Here is an 18771-nt window from a genome sequence, read left to right as displayed (position 1 = left end):
TATATATGTTATACTATTTGTTCGTTATCTACAAAAATAGTATAACACTTTCAGTTTGTTTATGCTATAAAAAAATAAAAAAAGGGCGTCCTATTTTCCAAGAACACCCCAACGTACTAAACATGCATGCAATTGTCGTTCCGTTTCTTCTATCGTTCCGTTATTATCGATCACTGCATCGGCTTTCTTTCTTTTTTCTTCAAGCGGCATTTGTGCTTTCATGCGAGCCCGTGCTTCTTCAACCGAAAAGCCATTGCGCTCACAAAGACGATGAAGCTGAGTTTGTTCATCGACATATACAACGAGAATGCGATCAACTAGATGCTCTAATTTGCTTTCAAATAAAAGAGGAATATCGAGAACAACTGCCTTTTCCTTTTGTTTCGCATATTGTTCTTTTTGTTGTAGCATATGTTTGCGCACAAGCGGATGTACAATGGCATTTAACTGTTTCCGCTTTTGTTCATCATGAAATACGATCGCACCAAGTTTACGTCGATCAATTGCACCATTTGAATCTAAAATGTCGCTCCCAAATGTTTCAACAATTAGATGATACGCTTCGCCGTCGATTGCCGTCACACGATGAGCAATTTCATCTGCATCAATGACAGGAATATGTAAGTCGCGAAACATCGCCGCGACCGTGCTTTTTCCGCTCGCAATCCCCCCTGTTAAACCGATCGTTAACACTTACCGTCCCCCCTATCTCATTTTAAAAATACCAAGCACAACGAGCATAATTCCAGGTAAAAACGAATATTTTTGTAGCCAGTCATACTTCCTAAACGACTTACCAATTTTTAAACCGCTAAATAAGAAGCTAAAGCTAAGCAAACAAATGAGAAATGTCGTGAACGTTACAGAATAATTTAAAAGCGCTGCGCTCACTCCTGCCCCAAACGCATCAAGAGACAAAGCAACACCTAAAAATACGGCTTCCATTCCTGTAATCGTACCTGACCGGTCAAAATCAGCCATCGTTGGCTTGCGTAAAATTTGAATAACAATACCGAGCGGACGAATTTCTACATTCATGAGAAACTTTTCTTCATTGTCGTCTCGTTTAAGGATAAATTGAATGATCATCCATAACCCTAATACGATCAATATACTTCCACCCATTGCGTTCGCAACAGCAGGTGAAAAAAACACATACATGATGCGTCCAATGCCCATCGCCACTAAAAAAGTCAGGCACGAAAAAAGCGAAATAATAAGCAATGACCGAAGCGGAATATGTACATTCCGCATACCGTACGTAATCCCGACAGTCAAACCGTCGATGCTAACAGCTAAAGCAAGTAAAAATAAAGACCATGTGATCATAAGCGCCTGCCCCTTCCTTTGAAAAACTACCATAGTATATGGAAGAGGCCTAGGCAATGTTCTTACACTATGTTTGACAATGTTTACAATAATGCGTACCGCGATTTGCGACCGTTGTTTTGACAATGGGCTCCCCGCATCGCCGGCACGGCTTGTTTACACGCCCATATACGTACAATTGCGTTTGAAATGTTCCTATTTTCCCTTGCGTATTGACGTACGTTCGAACCGTGCTTCCCCCTTTTTCAATCGCTTCTCGTATCGTTTCAACAATTGCTTCATGTAACGCTTCTATTTCTTGCACCGTTAACGTAGCTGCGATACGTTCTGGATGAATGGACGAACGAAATAACACTTCGTCAACATAAATATTTCCTAATCCTGCAACAATCGTTTGATCAAGCAATACCGCTTTTATTGTTCGCTTTGTTCGTTGAAGCTGATCGGTAAGCCATAAAACAGTAAACTGTTCGTCAAGCGGCTCGATGCCGATGTTTGATAAAGGTGGAACGTTTTCCCCTTTATTGAACAAATGCATCGTTCCAAATTTACGCACATCGCGATAACGAAGTTCGGTACGATCTGTAAATGTAAAAAAGATGTGCGTATGGCGATCAAATGGGGCATTTTCTTTTTCGTATATGTAGCGTCCTTCCATACGCAAATGGGAAACTAGAACAACATCGTCCAATTGAAAAATTAAAAATTTCCCCCGTCGCTCAATATCGTAAATCGTCTGTCCTTTTAATCGATCACAAAATGTTTCTACGTCAGGATGTTGGACGATCTTTTCCCAATGTACTTTTACACGTTCAATCGTTTTGCCAACAACAAGCGGAAGAAGCGTGCGCCGCACCGTTTCCACTTCAGGTAGTTCTGGCATGTTTGTTCATCCTTTCCTTACTTCGCATCATACCACGTCGGTCCAAAGTGGTAATCGACCTTTAATGGAACACGTAATGATACTGCATTTTCCATGACATCTGGGACAATTTTTTTCAACAAATCAATTTCCTCTTTTGGAGCCTCTAAAATAAGTTCGTCATGTACTTGCAATAATAGACGCGCTTGTAACCGTTCTTCATGTAAACGTGTCGCTAAATCAATCATCGCTTTTTTAATAATATCGGCCGCACTTCCTTGAATAGGTGTGTTCATCGCTGTTCGCTCAGCAAAGCTACGAATATTAAAGTTGCTGCTTGTAATATCCGGTAAATAGCGACGACGGTGAAGCAACGTCGTGACATATCCTTTTTGTTTTGCATCTTGTACAATTTCTTCCATATATCGTTTGACACCCGGATAGCTTTGAAAATATCGCTCAATAAATTCTGCTGCTTCTTTGCGTGTAATGCCTAAGTTTTGCGACAATCCGTAGTCGCTAATTCCGTAAACGATACCAAAATTGACCGCCTTTGCTTGCCGGCGCATATGTGCGGTCACTTCTTCTTCCTTTACATGAAAAATGTCCATCGCCGTTTTCGTATGAATGTCGAGATCATGATGAAATGCAGCAATTAAATTTTCGTCATTGGCAATATGGGCTAACACGCGCAACTCAATTTGCGAATAGTCAGCCGCAAAAATGACCCAATCATCAAAAGATGGGACGAACGCTTGACGAATTTTTCTTCCTTCTTCAATGCGAATCGGAATGTTTTGTAAATTGGGCTCCGTTGAACTTAAACGCCCTGTCTGAGTGAGCGCTTGTTGGAAAATCGTATGCACTTTTCCTGTATCTTCACGAACAACTTTCATTAATCCTTCCACATATGTGGACTGTAGCTTTCCGAGCTGACGGTAATGTAAAATTTGCTCGATGATTTCATGGTACGGCGCTAATTTTTCTAAAACATCCGCCGATGTGGAATAACCTGTTTTCGTCTTTTTTACAATCGGTAACTGTAGTTTTTCAAATAGAATGATGCCGAGTTGTTTAGGGGAATTAATGTTAAACGTTGTTCCTGCAAGTTCATAAATACGTTGCTCAATTTGTTGAAGCTGAGTAGTGAACTCTCTCCCCATATCTTGCAAGCGATTTACATCTACTTTTACACCGTGAAACTCCATTTGTGCCAAAATGAACGTAAGTGGTAGCTCTAAGTGAATAAGCAATTCAAATTGTTCATTTTGTTTTAGTTCACGAATATATGTTTCTTTCAATGAAGCAATCGCTCTTGCTTTTCGCACAAGATGTTCAGCTAATACACTTGTCGGTGGAACAGCTTGTTTTGCACCTTTTCCATACACTTCTTCATCACTTTGTACGTCTGTATATTGCTTCGTTTTTGCAACGGCTGCCACATCGCCATTCGCATCGGTCGGATTGAGCAAATATGCCGCTAATAATAAATCGAAATCGACACCTTTGAGTTCAATGCCGTTCCACTTCAGCGCAACAATGGCTCTTTTGGCGTCAAACACACTTTTTTTGCATTGCTCATCTTCCAGCCATCTTTTAAATATAGATGAACTAAGAGCAACATCGGTCGGAATAAAAAAGTGTCCACGCTCATTTACAAGCGCAAAGCCAAGAATAGGCGCTTGATGATAGTTTGCATCCATCACTTCAACAACAAGTGCACCTTCTTTTGTCAACATATGCTCATCAATCGTTTGAACAGTAACAAACGAAATATCCGTTAACGATCGTTGTTCTTGTGAATGATTACCGATTTTATCCATGAGCGATGTGAAACCTAGCTCTTGAAATAAAGAAGCTAATCTCTCCGCTTCATACGACTGCCATACTAATTCATCGAGCGATAGCGTCAGCGGAACATCGCGACGAATGGTGGCTAGCTGTTTACTTAATAACGCTTGTTCACGGTACGTTTGCAAGTTTTCCTTTAGTTTTTTTCCAGAAATATGTTCAAGTGAGGCAAGCACATGTTCAACCGTTCCGTATTCTTTTAATAATTTTAATGCGGTTTTCTCTCCCACTCCCGGAACTCCCGGAATATTATCTGATGCATCCCCCATTAATCCTTTTAAATCAACAATTTGTGCAGGCGTTAATCCATACTTCTCAAAGATATGTTTCGGTGTATATCGCTCTATATCTGTTATTCCTTTTTTCGTCACATGCACATGAATACGATCAGACACTAATTGGGTTAAATCGCGATCTCCTGAAATAATCACAACGTGAAATCCTTCTTTTTCCGCTTTTGTCGCGAGCGTCCCGATAATATCATCCGCTTCATAATTTTCAAGTTCATACGTACGAATGTTATATGCATCAAGCAGTTCACGTAAAAAAGGAAACTGTTCTGATAATTCTGGTGGCGTCTTTTGTCTTCCGCCTTTATATTCTGTATACACTTCATGGCGAAATGTCGTTTTTCCTGCGTCAAACGCAACGAGCATGTGCGTCGGTTGCTCTTCTTCAATGAGCTTCATTAACATCATTGTAAAACCGTAAATGGCGTTTGTATGAATGCCTTTATCGTTATGTAAGAGCGGCAATGCAAAAAACGCGCGATAAGCGATGCTATTGCCGTCAATTAAGACTAATTTGTTTGCCAAAAAGAAAACCTCCTCTTTTATTCATTTACGCTTATTTTACCATGATTACCGCCAAAAAAGAAAAAAGACGAGAACATTCGTTGTCCTCGCCTATTCCAAGACAATCGGCTTCTTGGATGAAGGGGTTTTCATTTGTTATCTTACCAGTATTTTTTTAATATATGGTAAATCGTTTGTAAATATATCGTTAAAAAATCATTCATCTAAACAAGCATCAACGCGAAAATGAACAGTAAATGTCGTTCCTACCCCCACTTCACTCTTTACAGAAATTGTACCATGATGCGCTTCGACTAAATGTTTTACAATCGCTAATCCAAGACCCGTACCACCTGAGTTGCGACTTCGTGCTTTGTCTACACGATAAAAACGTTCAAAAATGCGCGGAATTTCTTTTTGTTCAATACCAATCCCTGTGTCGCTGACATGAACATGCAATTGTTTATCGTCTTTTTCAATGGAAACGGTGACGCGTCCACCTGCTGGCGTATAAGCGATGGCGTTATTAATTAAATTAATAAAAATTTGCTTTAAACGATGTAAATCTCCATACATATAACAAATCGAGGCATTCGATGTGCATGATAATGCAATTTGTTTATCATTCGCTTTCCCTTCAAGCATGACAATGACTTCTTTTAATACGTCGTACAAGTCAACAACCGATATATTTAATGTAAATCCTTGTTGTTCAATTTTTGATAAATCAAGCAAATCTTGAATTAAATGTTGCAATCGTTCGCTTTCTTTTAAAATAATCGTTAAAAAATATTCAAGTGTTTGCGCATCATTCATCGCCCCGTCTAATAGCGTTTCAGCAAAACCTTTAATCGATGTAATTGGCGTTTTTAATTCGTGCGAAACGTTCGCGACAAAATCTTTTCGCATTTGCTCAAGCTTTTTCAGTTCGGTAATATCGTGGAACACGACGATAATCCCTTTCCATTCATCGTTTGTCCCAATAATTGGAGTTCCGTACACTTCAAAGTGTTTTCGTTCAATACCGACAGGAAGAAGCAATTGTTTTCGTACGTTTACTTCGGTCATAAATATTTCTTCGACAAGCGCAATAACTTCCTTATGCGGAAACGCCTCATAATATAAACGATGAACGTAGTCGGACGGATCAATATGAAACATTTCCTTATACGCGCGGTTCATGAGCGAAATGTAACCACGTTGATCAATTAAAATTAAGCCGCTCCCCATATTTTCAATTAATGCTCGCAAGCGATCTTGCTGCATTTCTTGCATGCGCACCATCTCTTGTAAATTGCGCGCTAAAATATTAAGCGACTGGCTAAGCATCCCTGTTTCATCTTCCCTGCTTTCGTACGTTCGCGCTTTATAATTGCCGCGTGCAAGTTCCATCGCCACTTTTGTTGCGGCCTCAATCGGTTTTGTATATTGATTTGTAATTCTAATACCTAATAAAAGAATAATGAAAAATGCAATACTTAAGCTGAATGTAAGCAAAATCCAAATTTGTTCATTTACCCGCTCGATCGCATCCATCGGCAAACTGAGAACAATATGCCCAAGTTGCTCATCCCGCTGCCAAAATGGGACGGCATAATAATATAAATCTTGTTCTTCTTCAAAAATAACGGAACGATCTTCTTGTTTTAATAACGTTTGAATCAATTTTTTATGACGCTTTTCATCGATGGATACGTAATTGTTTGTATCAAACATAAGCTGTCCATCTCGGTCAACAATGGTGATGCGAACAGACAGCATGTCGCTAATTGCACGCAATTTTTGCTCAAACGATGAGGATTGGAACGATTTATTCTCTATATATAAAGCTAAAAGCTTGGCCTCCTTCTCCATACGTTCATGGACGGTATCCGCATAAAATTTTTGAAATAATTGACCTAATAACACCCCAAGACCAAATAAAACAGATAAAATGACCGAAACGAGCCCGAGCAATAGCCGAGAGCGAAATTTATTCATCCACTTTCGGCTCCTCTAGCTTATACCCTAATCCGCGTATTGTTTTAATATATACGGGTTTTCGCGTATCTTGTTCGATTTTTTCACGCAAATGGCTAATATGCACATCAACAATGCGCGTATCTCCAGCAAAATCATAATTCCATACGGCGCTAAGTAACTGATCGCGCGTCAATACACGCCCTTTATATTTCGCTAAATATGCTAATAGCTCAAATTCTTTTGGAGTTAATTCTAATCTTTGTTCTGCAAAATACGCCTCATAACGATCTGGGAAAATTTTTAGTTGCCCGACAATGAGCGAATCGTCACCATTTTCTTGTTTTTCTTCATTTCCATGAATAGTCGTTCGGCGCAAAATCGCCTTGACACGTGCGACAACTTCGCGTGGGCTAAACGGCTTCGTCATATAATCATCAGCACCTAATTCAAGACCAAGCACTTTATCAAACTCATCGTCTTTTGCCGTCAACATTAAAATCGGTGTCATCACTTTTTGTTGACGCAATTGCTTACATACTTCAATGCCATCTAATTTTGGTAACATTAAATCGAGAATGATAAAATCAGGTCGTTCTTCCAATGCTTTATGAAGCCCTTCCTCCCCATCATAAGCCGTCAATACGGTAAATCCAGCTTGTTTTAAATTGTACTCTAACAACGTAACGATCGACTGCTCATCATCGACAACTAACACACGTTTCGACATAACCATCCTCCAACAACGTAAATTTGTTACATTTTTATTATAACGAGTTATTTGAAAAGAAAAAAACAAAAAAGAGGCAAAAGCCCCTTTTTAAAAGTTATCTAATGCTTTTTCTTCAACAAACGGATATGGCGGAACGACACGCAACGCTCCAGCTAGTATTTCTTCTCCATCTCGCACAGCTTGAATCGACATATGAATCTCATTATTTTCTTCATCCACATCAGTCACTTCAAATAAAAATTCAACATGCTCATAATGATATACCGGTCGTTTAAATTCAATCGTTTGGGAAATAATGTGACTTCCTGGTCCCGGCAAATATTTTGAAACAGCCGATGTAATCATACCTGTTAACATAATGGCTGGTACGATCGGACGTTTCCACGGTGTTTGCGATGCGTAGTCATGTTGAATATAGAGCGGATTCGCATCGTTTGTGAGCCCTAAATATAACAATAAGTCTTTATCTTCGATCGCTTCCGTTAATACAAGCTTCTCACCAACGGAAATGTCCGAAATTAAACGTCCAATTTTGCGTTTTTTGCTTAGCATGTCCATCTCCCCTTTGTTTGACCATATATAAAAATTCGGGGAGAATCCCCGAATTTTTATTTATTGTAACACTTTCATCACGTTTTTCACCGACTCAACGGATTTGGCTAACGCTGCTTTCTCTTCTTCTGTTAGCTCTAATTCGATGACTTTTTCGATTCCGTTACCACCTAAAATGGTTGGCACACCTAAATAAATACCTTCATATCCGTATTCGCCTTCTAAATAAGCGATGGCTGGAAGAACTCGGCGCTGGTCTTTCACGATCGCTTCAACCATTTCAGCAAGGGATGCAGCAGGCGCATAATAAGCACTACCGTTGCCTAGCAAGTTGACGATTTCACCGCCACCTTTCCGCGTGCGTTCAACAATGGCGTCTAAACGCTCTTTTGGTATTAACGTTTCAAGCGGAATGCCACCTGCATACGAATAGCGCACAAGTGGTACCATATCATCTCCGTGACCACCTAAAACAAATCCCGTAATATCTTTTACAGATAAGTTTAATTCTTGTGCAACAAATGTACGGAAACGTGCGGTATCTAACACCCCAGATTGACCGATGACGCGGTTTTTCGGGAAGCCTGATTCTTTAAACACCGTGTATGTCATCGCATCAACAGGATTCGTTAATACGATAATAAAGCAGTTCGGCGAATATTTGACGACTTCTTTCGTGACCGCCTTCATGATGCTTTGGTTTGTCGTAACTAAATCGTCGCGACTCATGCCTGGTTTGCGCGCAATACCAGCGGTGATCACAACGATATCCGAATCAGCTGTATCTGCATAGTCGGACGTACCGATGATGTTGGCGTCAAATCCAAGAACCGGGCTTGACTCAAGCATGTCGAGCGCCTTTCCTTTTGTTGGGTTTTCCAACTGTGGAATGTCGACAAGAACAATGTCCCCAAGCTCCTTTTGCGCCAAAATGAAAGCTGTCGTTGCTCCCGTAAATCCAGCACCGATAATTGAGATTTTTTTACGTTTCATACCCACGTTCTTCCATCCCCTTTTTTATTTTATTCTCCCATATTGCCAATGAGGGCATCTGCAAATTCAGAACATTTCACTTCTGTTGCGCCTTCCATTAAACGTGCAAAGTCGTATGTGACCACTTTAGATGCAATTGTTTTTTCCATGGAGTCAATAATGAGTTTTGCTGCCTCGTTCCAACCGAGATGTTCAAACATCATGACGCCAGATAAAATGACCGATGATGGATTCACTTTATCTAATCCTGCATATTTTGGAGCAGTTCCGTGCGTTGCTTCAAAGATCGCATGGCCTGTTTCATAGTTAATATTTGCACCTGGAGCAATGCCGATACCACCTACTTGTGCTGCAAGCGCATCTGAAATGTAGTCGCCATTTAAGTTCATTGTTGCAACGACATCGAACTCACGTGGACGAGTTAAAATTTGTTGCAAGAAAATATCTGCAATCGCATCTTTAATAATGATTTTTCCTGCTGCTTCTGCTTCTGCTTGCGCTCGGTTTGCAACTTCTTTGCCATGCATTTCGACGATGCGGTCATATTCAGCCCAAGTAAATACTTGATCTCCGAATTCTTGCTCAGCTAATTCATAACCCCAGTTTTTAAACGCACCTTCCGTATATTTCATAATGTTTCCTTTATGAACGAGCGTAACCGATTTCCGGCCATGCTCAATAGCGTATTTAATTGCTGCGCGTACTAATCGTTTCGTACCTTCTTCTGAAATCGGCTTAATACCAATTCCAGATGTTTCAGGGAAGCGGATTTTGCGTACGCCCATTTCATTTTGTAAGAAATCGATGACCTTTTTTACTTCTGGTGTTCCTTTCGCATATTCGATTCCCGCATAAATATCTTCCGTATTTTCACGGAAAATAACCATGTCTGTATCTTCCGGACGCTTAACAGGAGAAGGAACTCCTTTGAAATAACGAACAGGGCGTAAGCATACAAATAAATCGAGCTCTTGACGAAGCGCAACGTTTAATGAACGGATCCCGCCACCTACTGGCGTTGTCAACGGTCCCTTAATGGCAATTATGTATTCACGAATCGTATCAAGCGTTTCTTGCGGCAACCATTCGCCCGTCAATTTAAAAGCTTTTTCACCAGCAAGCACTTCTTTCCAAACAATTTTACGCTCACCTTTATAAGCTTTTTCCACAGCCGCTTCTAGCACCCGAGATGCAGCTGCCCAAATATCTGGACCTGTCCCGTCCCCTTCAATAAATGGGATAATTGGGTAATTTGGAACGTTTAATACTCCATTTGTAACCGTAATTTTTTCACCTTGCATCACAATAACGACCTCCAAATGATGTAGTATAAAAAGGTGAGAAAGGCGAGTTTCTCACCTTTTGCAGCTATCATTACGCTCGCTCTTCAAGCGGCACGTATACTTGTCTCGTAGGTCCCGTATATTCGGCACGCGGACGGATGAGACGGTTGTTTTCGTACTGTTCTAAAATGTGCGCAAGCCATCCAGACATGCGGCTAATCGCAAAAATTGGTGTAAATAGGTCATGATCAATTCCTAAACTATGGTAAACAGAAGCTGAGTAGAAATCAACATTTGGTGGTAACCCTTTTGTCGATGTAACAATCTCCTCAATTTTCACCGACATGTCATACCAATGTGGTTCACCTGTTAACTTCGTCAATTTTTCAGACATTTTCTTTAAATGTTTTGCGCGTGGGTCTCCGTGACGATAAACGCGATGACCGAAGCCCATAATTTTTTCTTTGTTGTTTAATTTGTTATGAATGTACGTTTCTACATTTTCAAGCGTACCGATTTCCGTCAACATTTTCATGACCGCTTCGTTTGCTCCGCCATGAAGAGGTCCTTTTAATGCTCCAATCGCTGCAGTAATGCCAGAGTATACATCTGATAAAGTAGCAACACAGACGCGCGCCGTAAAAGTTGAAGCGTTCAATTCATGGTCCGCATGAAGCACAAGCGCTTTATTAAACGCTTCTTCAGCGATTGGATCCGGCTCTTTACCTGTTAACATATATAAAAAGTTTGCCGCAAAACTTAAATCTTTGCGCGGTGGTACAGGCTCTAATCCTTTGCGAATGCGGGAAAACGCAGCAACAATTGTTGATACTTTCGCCTGTAAACGAATCGCTTTGCGATAGTTCGCTTCCGGATTCATCGCTTCCGCTTCTTCATCGTACAATCCAAGGAACGAAATCGCTGTGCGAAGCGCTGCCATCGGATGAACTTGATCAAGCGGATACATTTTAAAATGATCAATGATTTGTTGTGGGATATCGGCATTTTCTGCCAACTGTTTCGTTAACGTTTCTAGCTCTTCTTTGTTTGGCAATTTGCGGTGCCAAAGCAAATAAACAACCTCTTCAAACGTAGCATGTTCTGCTAAATCATCGATATTATACCCAACGTACGTGAGCGTATCATCGATGATCGAACTAATTGTGGAAGTGGTTGCGACAACCCCTTCGAGACCGCGAGTTACTGTCATCTTACATCTCTCCTTTTCTCTTTTATTCCCCTTTTCCCATGTTGAAACGCGTCGTCGAGCGATTGCTCAAAACAGCTGAATAAAAATGCAAAGAAAATGCTTACATTTTGTTATATATTCACCCATCCGCTTAACGAAGCGAGCAGGGGAATATATACGATAGTTTCGTACATGCTCCAATACCATTATAAACAATTATCAGACTTTTGTGAACTAAAAGAAATCATAATTCAAAAATATTATTATAAAAAAGTAATCAGTTATGAAAATACATCGACCATTTTCATGATTACATACGCAATGCCAGCACCTATTAGCGGGCCGACAGCAACCCCTTTGAATAAAGATACAGCTAAAATTGTCCCAAGAATAAGCGCAGTCGTCATATGTGGATCTTTCGCAAGCAATACAACGCCCCCTTTTGCCAACAAAGCGACAGCAATCCCTGACAACATGGCAATCCATGCATAAATCGAGCGAACAGATTCCGTCAGTTCTTTAAACCCTATTTTTCCAGTTGCAATCGGAACTAATACAGCAATCGTAATGATTGTCACACCAAGATTAATCCCTTTTTGTTCTAAATAAGGTAATATTTTATAACCTAATCCGATACTTTTTACAACAAGTAAAAAAAGTACGGCGACAATAAGGGATTGATTTTTCGCCACCATACCAATAACAAGAAGAATAAACAAAAAAATAAATGGCTGCATGAAATATGCCCCCTTCTTTGAAACTTTTTCTTCTTTTGCATTGTATATTATAATAGTCATAAATGACAAAAGACGGGAGGTGAAGATTTGCCAACTCAATATGTATATCGCTCCCTTCGCTTTTTATTTGTCATCTTTATTATCGTCGTTGGGTTAGCGAGCTTATATTATGTATCAACGTTAACATATCCGTTTTTAATTGCGTTAGCGATTGCTTTCTTTATTAACCCTGTAGTTGATGTATTAGAGAAGAAAGCGAAAATGCCAAGGGCCTTGGCGGTCATCGTTGTTTTAATTCTTTTACTTGCATTCGTTGCTGGGCTTGTCACACTTCTTGTTGCAGAAATCGTGACCGGAACACAATACTTAGCAACAGTTGTGCCAAATCATTTTCAAAAACTCGTTATTTATGTGGAGCAGTTTGTGGCGAGCCAAATCATTCCGCTCTATAACCAACTAGCTACACTCTTTAAAAATTTAGACACATCACAACAAGATACGATTATGTCAAACATTCAATCTGTTGGGACAAAAATTGCTACAACAGTTGGGCAATTTATCCAAAACTTATTACAAAATATCCCTTCTATCATTGGATGGTTACCTAATTTTGCAACAATTTTTATTTTCTCGTTGCTTGCCACATTTTTTATAAGCAAAGACTGGTATCGTCTAAAAGCATTGTTTCAAAAATTGTTACCGAACAAAGTACAAACGAGCACGACAAAAGTGTTAGTCGAATTAAAAAAGGCGCTATTTGGTTTTCTTAAAGCGCAAGCGACACTCATTTCTATTACAACACTGATCGTATTAGTCGGCTTGCTTGTGTTGCGAGTAGAATATGCGATTACGATCGCTCTTATTATCGGCATCGTCGATATTTTACCGTATTTAGGAACAGGATTAGTATTTGTTCCATGGATTGTTTACGCGGCGATGAGCGGCGATACCCATTTTGCTATCGGCCTTGGTGTGCTATATCTCGTCGTTCTCGTACAACGACAAGTAATGGAACCAAAGCTCCTTTCCTCTAATATCGGACTCGATCCGTTAGCTACATTGATCGCTTTATTCGTTGGGTTTAAATTGATCGGTTTTCTCGGATTAATCGTTGGACCGGTATTACTCGTCATTGGGAGAACACTACATCATGCTGGTGTTTTTCAAGATATTTGGAACTTTATTCTCGGAAAAAAAGAAGCATAAGCGGTGTGAGCTTATGCTTTTTTATTTTCGAATGTATATCCAAGTTTTCGTATAAAACAGCCACTTAAACAAGCGCAAAAGCCACGGTTTTATTTTTTCGCGCGCAAATGGAAGAAGTAAAATAAAACCTATTGTATCCGTAATAAATCCCGGCGTTAATAATAACGTCCCACCAACTAAAATACAAACACCATCTAATAGCGCATCGCTTGGTATGCGCCCGTTCATGAACTCATATTTTGCCCGTTGCAACGTATGCAAACCTTGTTTTTTTGCTAAAAATGCACCGATGATGCCTGTCAAAACAATTAATACAAACGTTGGCCATATGCCAATCGCCTTTCCCGACAAAACAAGAACGACAATTTCTAGCGCTGGAATAACGATAAAAAGAAGAAAAAAGATGTTTCGCACACACATCCCTCCAAAATAATAAAGAAGGGGATGTCCCCCTTCTTTATTATAGCACGCTCGCATGACCACGATAAATAGCACCGAAGCTTGCATCTACCGTAATATCTTGTCCATCTTTTAAAATAGATGTCGCGTTGTTTACACCAACGATTACTGGAATCCCTAAGCTTAAACCAACAACAGCTGCATGGCTTGTTAAACCGCCTTCTTCCGTAATGATAGCCACAGCTTTTTCTAATGCTTTCATCATATCCGCATCTGTTGCTGGAGCAACTAAAATACCACCTTCAACCATTTTTTCAAGTGCTTCCTCTGCTGTTTTAGCTACTACAACTTTTCCGAATGCTGATTTACGACCAATACCTTGGCCTTTCGCAATCATATCACCGATCATATGCACTTTCATTAAGTTGGTCGAACCTGTTTCTCCAACCGGAACGCCTGCTGTAATGACAACAAGATCGCCATGTTTCACGATGCCTGTATCGAGGGCTGCCTCAACAGCAATATCAAGCATCTCATCTGTTGACGTCGCATGTTGGGCAACGCGTGGATGAACACCCCAAACGAGTGCTAATTTACGAGAAACAGCTTCATTTGATGTAACGGCGATAATTGGCGCTTTTGGGCGATATTTCGAAATCATACGCGCTGTATGACCGCTTACTGTCGGCGTCACAATTGCCGCAACATCTAAGTTCAATGCGGTATGAGCAACCGATTGTCCAATCGCATCTGTAATTGTTGTTCCGCTTTGCTTGCTCCGTTTAGATAATAAATCGCGATATTGTAACGCTTGCTCTGTGCGCAAAGCAATGCGGTGCATCGTTTGTACCGCCTCAACTGGGTAAGCGCCAGCTGCTGTTTCACCTGACAACATAATCGCATCCGTTCCATCAAAAATGGCATTTGCGACGTCGCTTGCCTCCGCACGAGTCGGACGCGGATTGCGTTGCATCGAATCAAGCATTTGTGTCGCTGTAATGACTGGTTTTCCGAGCGCGTTACATTTTTTAATTAACTCTTTTTGGACAAGTGGTACTTCTTCCGCTGGAATTTCGACACCTAAATCCCCGCGAGCAACCATTAGACCGTCTGCCACTTCTAAAATCTCATCAATATTGTCTACGCCTTCTTGATTTTCAATTTTTGGGATAATTTGAATGTGTAATGCGTTATGTTCTTCGAGTAACTCACGAATTTCAAGAACATCGGAAGCGCGTCGAACAAACGATGCAGCAATGAAATCGATGCCCTGTTCAATGCCAAAGCGAATGTCCTCGGCATCTTTTGCCGTAATGCCCGGCAATTTTACTTTTACCCCTGGCACGTTTACACCTTTTTTATTTTTTAATACGCCGCCGTTCAACACTTTTGTTTTGATCTCTTTTGCTTCTTTATCAACAGCTAATACTTCTAAACCGATTAACCCGTCATCTAATAAAATAGTTGAACCGACATGTACGTCATCAATGAGTCCTTCATAAGTAATCGAAAATTTTTCTGGTGTGCCGAGCACTTCTTTCATCGAAATCGTGACTTCAGCACCTGCTTTTAACTCAATTGCGCCATTTTCCATGTTGTGTGTGCGGATTTCCGGACCTTTCGTATCCAATAAAATGGCAACAGTTTTCCCAGTTATTTTTGATGCTTCACGAATGTTGCGAATGCGTGCAGCATGTTCTTCATGACTTCCGTGCGAGAAGTTGAGACGAGCGACGTTCATTCCTGCATCAATAAGTTGCACAAGTCTTTCTACACTTTCACTCGCTGGACCGATCGTACAAACAATTTTCGTTTTGCGCATAAATACCCTCCTACACTTTACGTATGGAAACGATACCATAAATATCCATTAAATCGAAAGCTCTTTCGATAGTTGATACATTTTTTGATCAACTGTATGTTTTTGAGCTAACGCTTCAATAATATCATGATCAACCAGTTGGTTATTTTGAATACCAACACAACGTCCACCTTTTCCTTCAAGTAACAACTCTACTGCGCGTGCACCTAAACGGCTTGCAAGGACACGGTCGAAAGCAGTTGGTGAGCCACCACGTTGAACGTGACCTAATACTGTCACACGCGTTTCGAATCCTGTTGCTTCTTCGATGCGCTTGCCGAATTCCACACCGCTACCGACACCTTCTGCAACAACAATGATGCTATGCTTCTTGCCACGTTCATGTCCGCGTTTGAGACGCGTAACTATTTCGTCCATATCATAATCAGCTTCTGGGATTAAAATACTTTCTGCACCGCCTGCAAGACCTGCCCAAAGCGCGATATCACCAGCATGACGTCCCATAACTTCAATCACATATGTACGTTCATGAGATGTCGCTGTATCGCGGATTTTGTCAATGGCATCAATGACCGTATTTAACGCTGTATCAAAACCAATCGTAAAATCTGTTCCTGGAATGTCGTTATCAATTGTTCCTGGCACACCGACACACGGATAACCGTGTTCTGTTAACTTTTTCGCACCTTGATATGAGCCATCACCACCGATGACAACAAGCCCTTCAATACCATGTTTTTTCAACTGCTCAATTCCTTTTAACTGCCCTTCTAGCGTTTTGAATTCTGGGCAACGGGCAGTATATAACATCGTTCCGCCGCGATGAATAATATCGCCAACATCCCCGATTTCAAGCTTTTTAATTTGACCGGCAATTAATCCTGCATATCCATGGTAAATGCCGTACACTTCTAATCCGTGATAAATCGCCTTTCGGACGACTGCACGAATGGCAGCATTCATTCCTGGTGAATCGCCACCGCTCGTTAGAACACCAATTCTTTTCATCGCTCTTCACCTCTTTAAAAAAATAAAATAAGAAGTATGACCTCTTACTTTAAGATAACATGAAGGTATATGGAACACAATACATAATGAAATGTTTCACAAAACGTTGATTTTTTTTCACTATAAAAAGTTTACCCAAAGTCGTCTATTTCATGTAAAAAAAAGGCCATTGAAATGGATGACCTTTTTACATAACCGAAACATGTTGTTCCGATTCAATGAAGTCGCCAATCTTCTTATATTTTTCGTATCGTTGGGCAATCAACTGTTCAGCATGTAATGGAAGCAATTCATGCAAGGAACGCTTAAGCACATCATCAATATATTTCGCTTGTTCATCTACATTTCGATGCGCACCACCGCGCACTTCTGGAATCACTTCATCGATGACGCCAAGCTGCTTTAAATCTTTCGCTGTAATTTTCATCGTTTCGGCAGCTTTTTTGGCAAGCGATGCATCTTTCCATAAGATAGCCGCTGCCCCTTCTGGCGAAATGACGGAATACGTTGAATTTTCGAGCATATGAACGTAGTTTCCAACACCAAGTGCAAGCGCACCGCCGCTTCCACCTTCACCGATCACAATGCATACGATAGGGACAGTCAATCCCGCCATTTCAAACAAATTTCGTGCGATCGCTTCACTTTGTCCTCGTTCTTCAGCAGCTTTTCCTGGATACGCCCCTTTCGTATCAATAAAACAAATAATCGGACGCCCAAATTTTTCAGCTTGTTTCATTAAACGAAGCGCTTTTCGATATCCTTCTGGATGTGGCATACCAAAATTACGGCGAATATTTTCTTTCGTATCTTTCCCACGCTGATGGCCAATGACAGTCACAGGTAATCCGTGATATTTTGCAATTCCTCCAACAATCGCTTCATCATCACCAAAACAACGATCACCGTGACATTCAAAAAAGTTTGTAAACAAGCGTTCAATATAATCAAGCGTTGTCGGGCGATTTGGATGACGGGCAATTTGCACGCGATCCCATGGACTTAAATTGGCATAAATATCGTTTTCAAGTTTTTCAAGTCGGGCTTCTAATTTATTAATTTCATCAGAAAAATCAACATCACGATGCTTTGTAAATTCTTTTAATTCACTAATTTTTTTTCGTAATTCTACAAGTGGTTTTTCAAATTCTAATTCATATGCCATTCGTCTCCACCTCGCGATTGGTGAATGTCTAATACATTCGTTAATGTATCCTTCAGTTCATGACGCGGAATCACAGCATCTAGTTGTCCATGTTTCAATAAAAATTCCGCTGTTTGAAAATCTTCTGGCAACTCTTCACGAACGGTTTGTTCAATGACACGTCGTCCTGCAAAACCGATGAGCGCCCCAGGCTCAGCAAAATTGTAATCTCCAAGCGAGGCGAAACTTGCTGATACACCACCTGTCGTCGGATGAGTCATCACTGAAATGATAAGCCCACCTTGTTCGCTAAACAGCTTTAATGCCGCGCTCGTTTTCGCCATCTGCATTAAGCTTAATACACCTTCTTGCATGCGCGCTCCGCCTGAAGCAGTAAAAATAATAAAAGGTACTGATTTTTCCATTGCTCGTTCGATGGCACGTGCAATTTTTTCTCCGACGACTGATCCCATACTTCCCATACGAAAACGGGAATCCATTACGGCAATGACGACAGGAAAACCGTTCATCGTTCCTTCACCGGTGACGACCGCTTCATTTAGTTTTGTTTTTTCGCGATCTTCCTCAACTTTTTCAATATATTGAGGAAAATCGAGCGGATTTTTAGAAAGAAGGTGACGATCGTATTCTTGGAACGTTCCTTCGTCTAACAAACACGTAATGCGTTCGGGAGCAGACATCGGATGATGATAACCGCATGATATACAAACGCGTAGGTTTTTCACTAGTTCTTTTGTATACATGATTTTTTTACATTTCGGACATTTCGTCATAATGCCTTCTGGTACATCTTGCTTCGCTTGTTCAGATGGAATGGTGGCATATTTTTTCTTTTTATAGAACAAATCTTTCAGCACATGTTTCCCTCCCCTACTTAGTCCATTTCTAC

General features: G+C 40.6%; 17 protein-coding genes. 1 reads left to right on the top strand and 16 read right to left on the bottom strand.

The window, feature by feature from the left end; genetic code table 11:
- Positions 1–90: 90 nt before the first annotated feature.
- From coaE to CS060_RS05005, 11 genes are all read right to left on the bottom strand, one after another.
- A complete protein-coding gene (gene coaE / locus CS060_RS05055; RefSeq protein WP_035050749.1) occupies positions 91–693 on the bottom strand; it encodes a dephospho-CoA kinase in 603 nt (200 codons plus the stop codon).
- Positions 694–705: 12 nt separating this feature from the next.
- Complete coding sequence (ytaF, locus tag CS060_RS05050; protein ID WP_035050750.1) at positions 706–1329, bottom strand: sporulation membrane protein YtaF; 624 nt, start codon at positions 1327–1329, stop codon at positions 706–708.
- Positions 1330–1396: 67 nt separating this feature from the next.
- Positions 1397–2212 (bottom strand): DNA-formamidopyrimidine glycosylase, encoded by an 816-nt coding sequence (gene mutM / locus CS060_RS05045; RefSeq protein ID WP_035050751.1) that lies wholly within the window; start codon positions 2210–2212, stop codon positions 1397–1399.
- Positions 2213–2229: 17 nt separating this feature from the next.
- The gene (gene polA / locus CS060_RS05040; protein WP_099668746.1) at positions 2230–4857 is read right to left on the bottom strand and encodes a DNA polymerase I; all 2628 of its coding nucleotides are present in this window, start codon (positions 4855–4857) and stop codon (positions 2230–2232) included.
- 195 nt (positions 4858–5052) lie between these two features.
- The gene (gene pnpS / locus CS060_RS05035) at positions 5053–6816 is read right to left on the bottom strand and encodes a two-component system histidine kinase PnpS (RefSeq protein ID WP_035047024.1); all 1764 of its coding nucleotides are present in this window, start codon (positions 6814–6816) and stop codon (positions 5053–5055) included.
- Complete coding sequence (locus CS060_RS05030) at positions 6809–7525, bottom strand: response regulator transcription factor (RefSeq protein ID WP_035047022.1); 717 nt, start codon at positions 7523–7525, stop codon at positions 6809–6811. Before CS060_RS05030 ends, pnpS begins: the two co-directional genes overlap by 8 nt.
- Positions 7526–7615: 90 nt before the next feature.
- Positions 7616–8086 carry a MaoC/PaaZ C-terminal domain-containing protein gene (locus tag CS060_RS05025; protein WP_035047020.1) on the bottom strand — a complete coding sequence of 157 codons (471 nt, stop codon included), beginning with the start codon at positions 8084–8086 and terminating at the stop codon, positions 7616–7618.
- 54 nt (positions 8087–8140) lie between these two features.
- Positions 8141–9079 carry a malate dehydrogenase gene (gene mdh / locus CS060_RS05020; protein WP_035047018.1) on the bottom strand — a complete coding sequence of 313 codons (939 nt, stop codon included), beginning with the start codon at positions 9077–9079 and terminating at the stop codon, positions 8141–8143.
- A gap of 23 nt (positions 9080–9102) precedes the next feature.
- Entirely contained in the window at positions 9103–10377 is a 1275-nt protein-coding gene (gene icd, locus CS060_RS05015; protein WP_035047016.1) for an NADP-dependent isocitrate dehydrogenase, read from the bottom strand.
- A gap of 70 nt (positions 10378–10447) precedes the next feature.
- Positions 10448–11566 (bottom strand): citrate synthase, encoded by a 1119-nt coding sequence (citZ, locus tag CS060_RS05010; protein ID WP_035047014.1) that lies wholly within the window; start codon positions 11564–11566, stop codon positions 10448–10450.
- Positions 11567–11826: 260 nt separating this feature from the next.
- Complete coding sequence (locus CS060_RS05005) at positions 11827–12282, bottom strand: DUF441 domain-containing protein (RefSeq protein ID WP_099668745.1); 456 nt, start codon at positions 12280–12282, stop codon at positions 11827–11829.
- A gap of 87 nt (positions 12283–12369) precedes the next feature.
- On the opposite strand from CS060_RS05005, the gene ytvI reads away from it, so the two are divergent.
- Positions 12370–13488 (top strand): sporulation integral membrane protein YtvI, encoded by a 1119-nt coding sequence (gene ytvI, locus CS060_RS05000; RefSeq protein ID WP_099668744.1) that lies wholly within the window; start codon positions 12370–12372, stop codon positions 13486–13488.
- Positions 13489–13509: 21 nt separating this feature from the next.
- Here the strand turns inward: ytvI and CS060_RS04995 are convergent, their stop codons facing one another.
- The 5 genes from CS060_RS04995 to accD all read right to left on the bottom strand — a co-directional run bounded on the left by CS060_RS04995 (position 13510) and on the right by accD (position 18739).
- Positions 13510–13902, bottom strand: coding sequence for an FxsA family protein (locus CS060_RS04995; protein WP_304413191.1), 393 nt, complete (start codon positions 13900–13902; stop codon positions 13510–13512).
- A gap of 46 nt (positions 13903–13948) precedes the next feature.
- Positions 13949–15709, bottom strand: a complete 1761-nt coding sequence (gene pyk, locus CS060_RS04990; RefSeq protein WP_035047010.1) for a pyruvate kinase — start codon at positions 15707–15709, stop codon at positions 13949–13951.
- A 48-nt stretch (positions 15710–15757) separates the two neighbouring features.
- Positions 15758–16717 (bottom strand): 6-phosphofructokinase, encoded by a 960-nt coding sequence (gene pfkA / locus CS060_RS04985; RefSeq protein WP_035047008.1) that lies wholly within the window; start codon positions 16715–16717, stop codon positions 15758–15760.
- A gap of 187 nt (positions 16718–16904) precedes the next feature.
- The gene (gene accA / locus CS060_RS04980) at positions 16905–17882 is read right to left on the bottom strand and encodes an acetyl-CoA carboxylase carboxyl transferase subunit alpha (RefSeq protein WP_035047005.1); all 978 of its coding nucleotides are present in this window, start codon (positions 17880–17882) and stop codon (positions 16905–16907) included.
- Positions 17867–18739, bottom strand: a complete 873-nt coding sequence (gene accD, locus CS060_RS04975; protein WP_035047002.1) for an acetyl-CoA carboxylase, carboxyltransferase subunit beta — start codon at positions 18737–18739, stop codon at positions 17867–17869. The genes accA and accD overlap by 16 nt, the downstream gene beginning before the upstream one ends.
- Positions 18740–18771 lie beyond the last annotated feature (32 nt).

The sequence above is a fragment of the Anoxybacillus flavithermus genome (assembly GCF_002742685.1).
Lineage (GTDB): Bacteria > Bacillota > Bacilli > Bacillales > Anoxybacillaceae > Anoxybacillus > Anoxybacillus flavithermus_E.
The sequence above is the reverse complement of the archived record's forward strand: the minus strand, read 5'-3'. Positions and strand labels throughout refer to the sequence as shown.

What these genes read in the sequence shown, in the direction of transcription:
- ytaF (WP_035050750.1), bottom strand. Translation starts at nt 1,329, where the DNA reads ATGATCACATGGTCTTTATTTTTACTTGCTTTAGCTGTTAGCATCGAC.
- mutM (WP_035050751.1), bottom strand. Translation starts at nt 2,212, where the DNA reads ATGCCAGAACTACCTGAAGTGGAAACGGTGCGGCGCACGCTTCTTCCG.
- pnpS (WP_035047024.1), bottom strand. Translation starts at nt 6,816, where the DNA reads ATGAATAAATTTCGCTCTCGGCTATTGCTCGGGCTCGTTTCGGTCATT.
- CS060_RS05030 (WP_035047022.1), bottom strand. Translation starts at nt 7,525, where the DNA reads ATGTCGAAACGTGTGTTAGTTGTCGATGATGAGCAGTCGATCGTTACG.
- CS060_RS05025 (WP_035047020.1), bottom strand. Translation starts at nt 8,086, where the DNA reads ATGGACATGCTAAGCAAAAAACGCAAAATTGGACGTTTAATTTCGGAC.
- citZ (WP_035047014.1), bottom strand. Translation starts at nt 11,566, where the DNA reads ATGACAGTAACTCGCGGTCTCGAAGGGGTTGTCGCAACCACTTCCACA.
- CS060_RS05005 (WP_099668745.1), bottom strand. Translation starts at nt 12,282, where the DNA reads ATGCAGCCATTTATTTTTTTGTTTATTCTTCTTGTTATTGGTATGGTG.
- pyk (WP_035047010.1), bottom strand. Translation starts at nt 15,709, where the DNA reads ATGCGCAAAACGAAAATTGTTTGTACGATCGGTCCAGCGAGTGAAAGT.
- pfkA (WP_035047008.1), bottom strand. Translation starts at nt 16,717, where the DNA reads ATGAAAAGAATTGGTGTTCTAACGAGCGGTGGCGATTCACCAGGAATG.
- accA (WP_035047005.1), bottom strand. Translation starts at nt 17,882, where the DNA reads ATGGCATATGAATTAGAATTTGAAAAACCACTTGTAGAATTACGAAAA.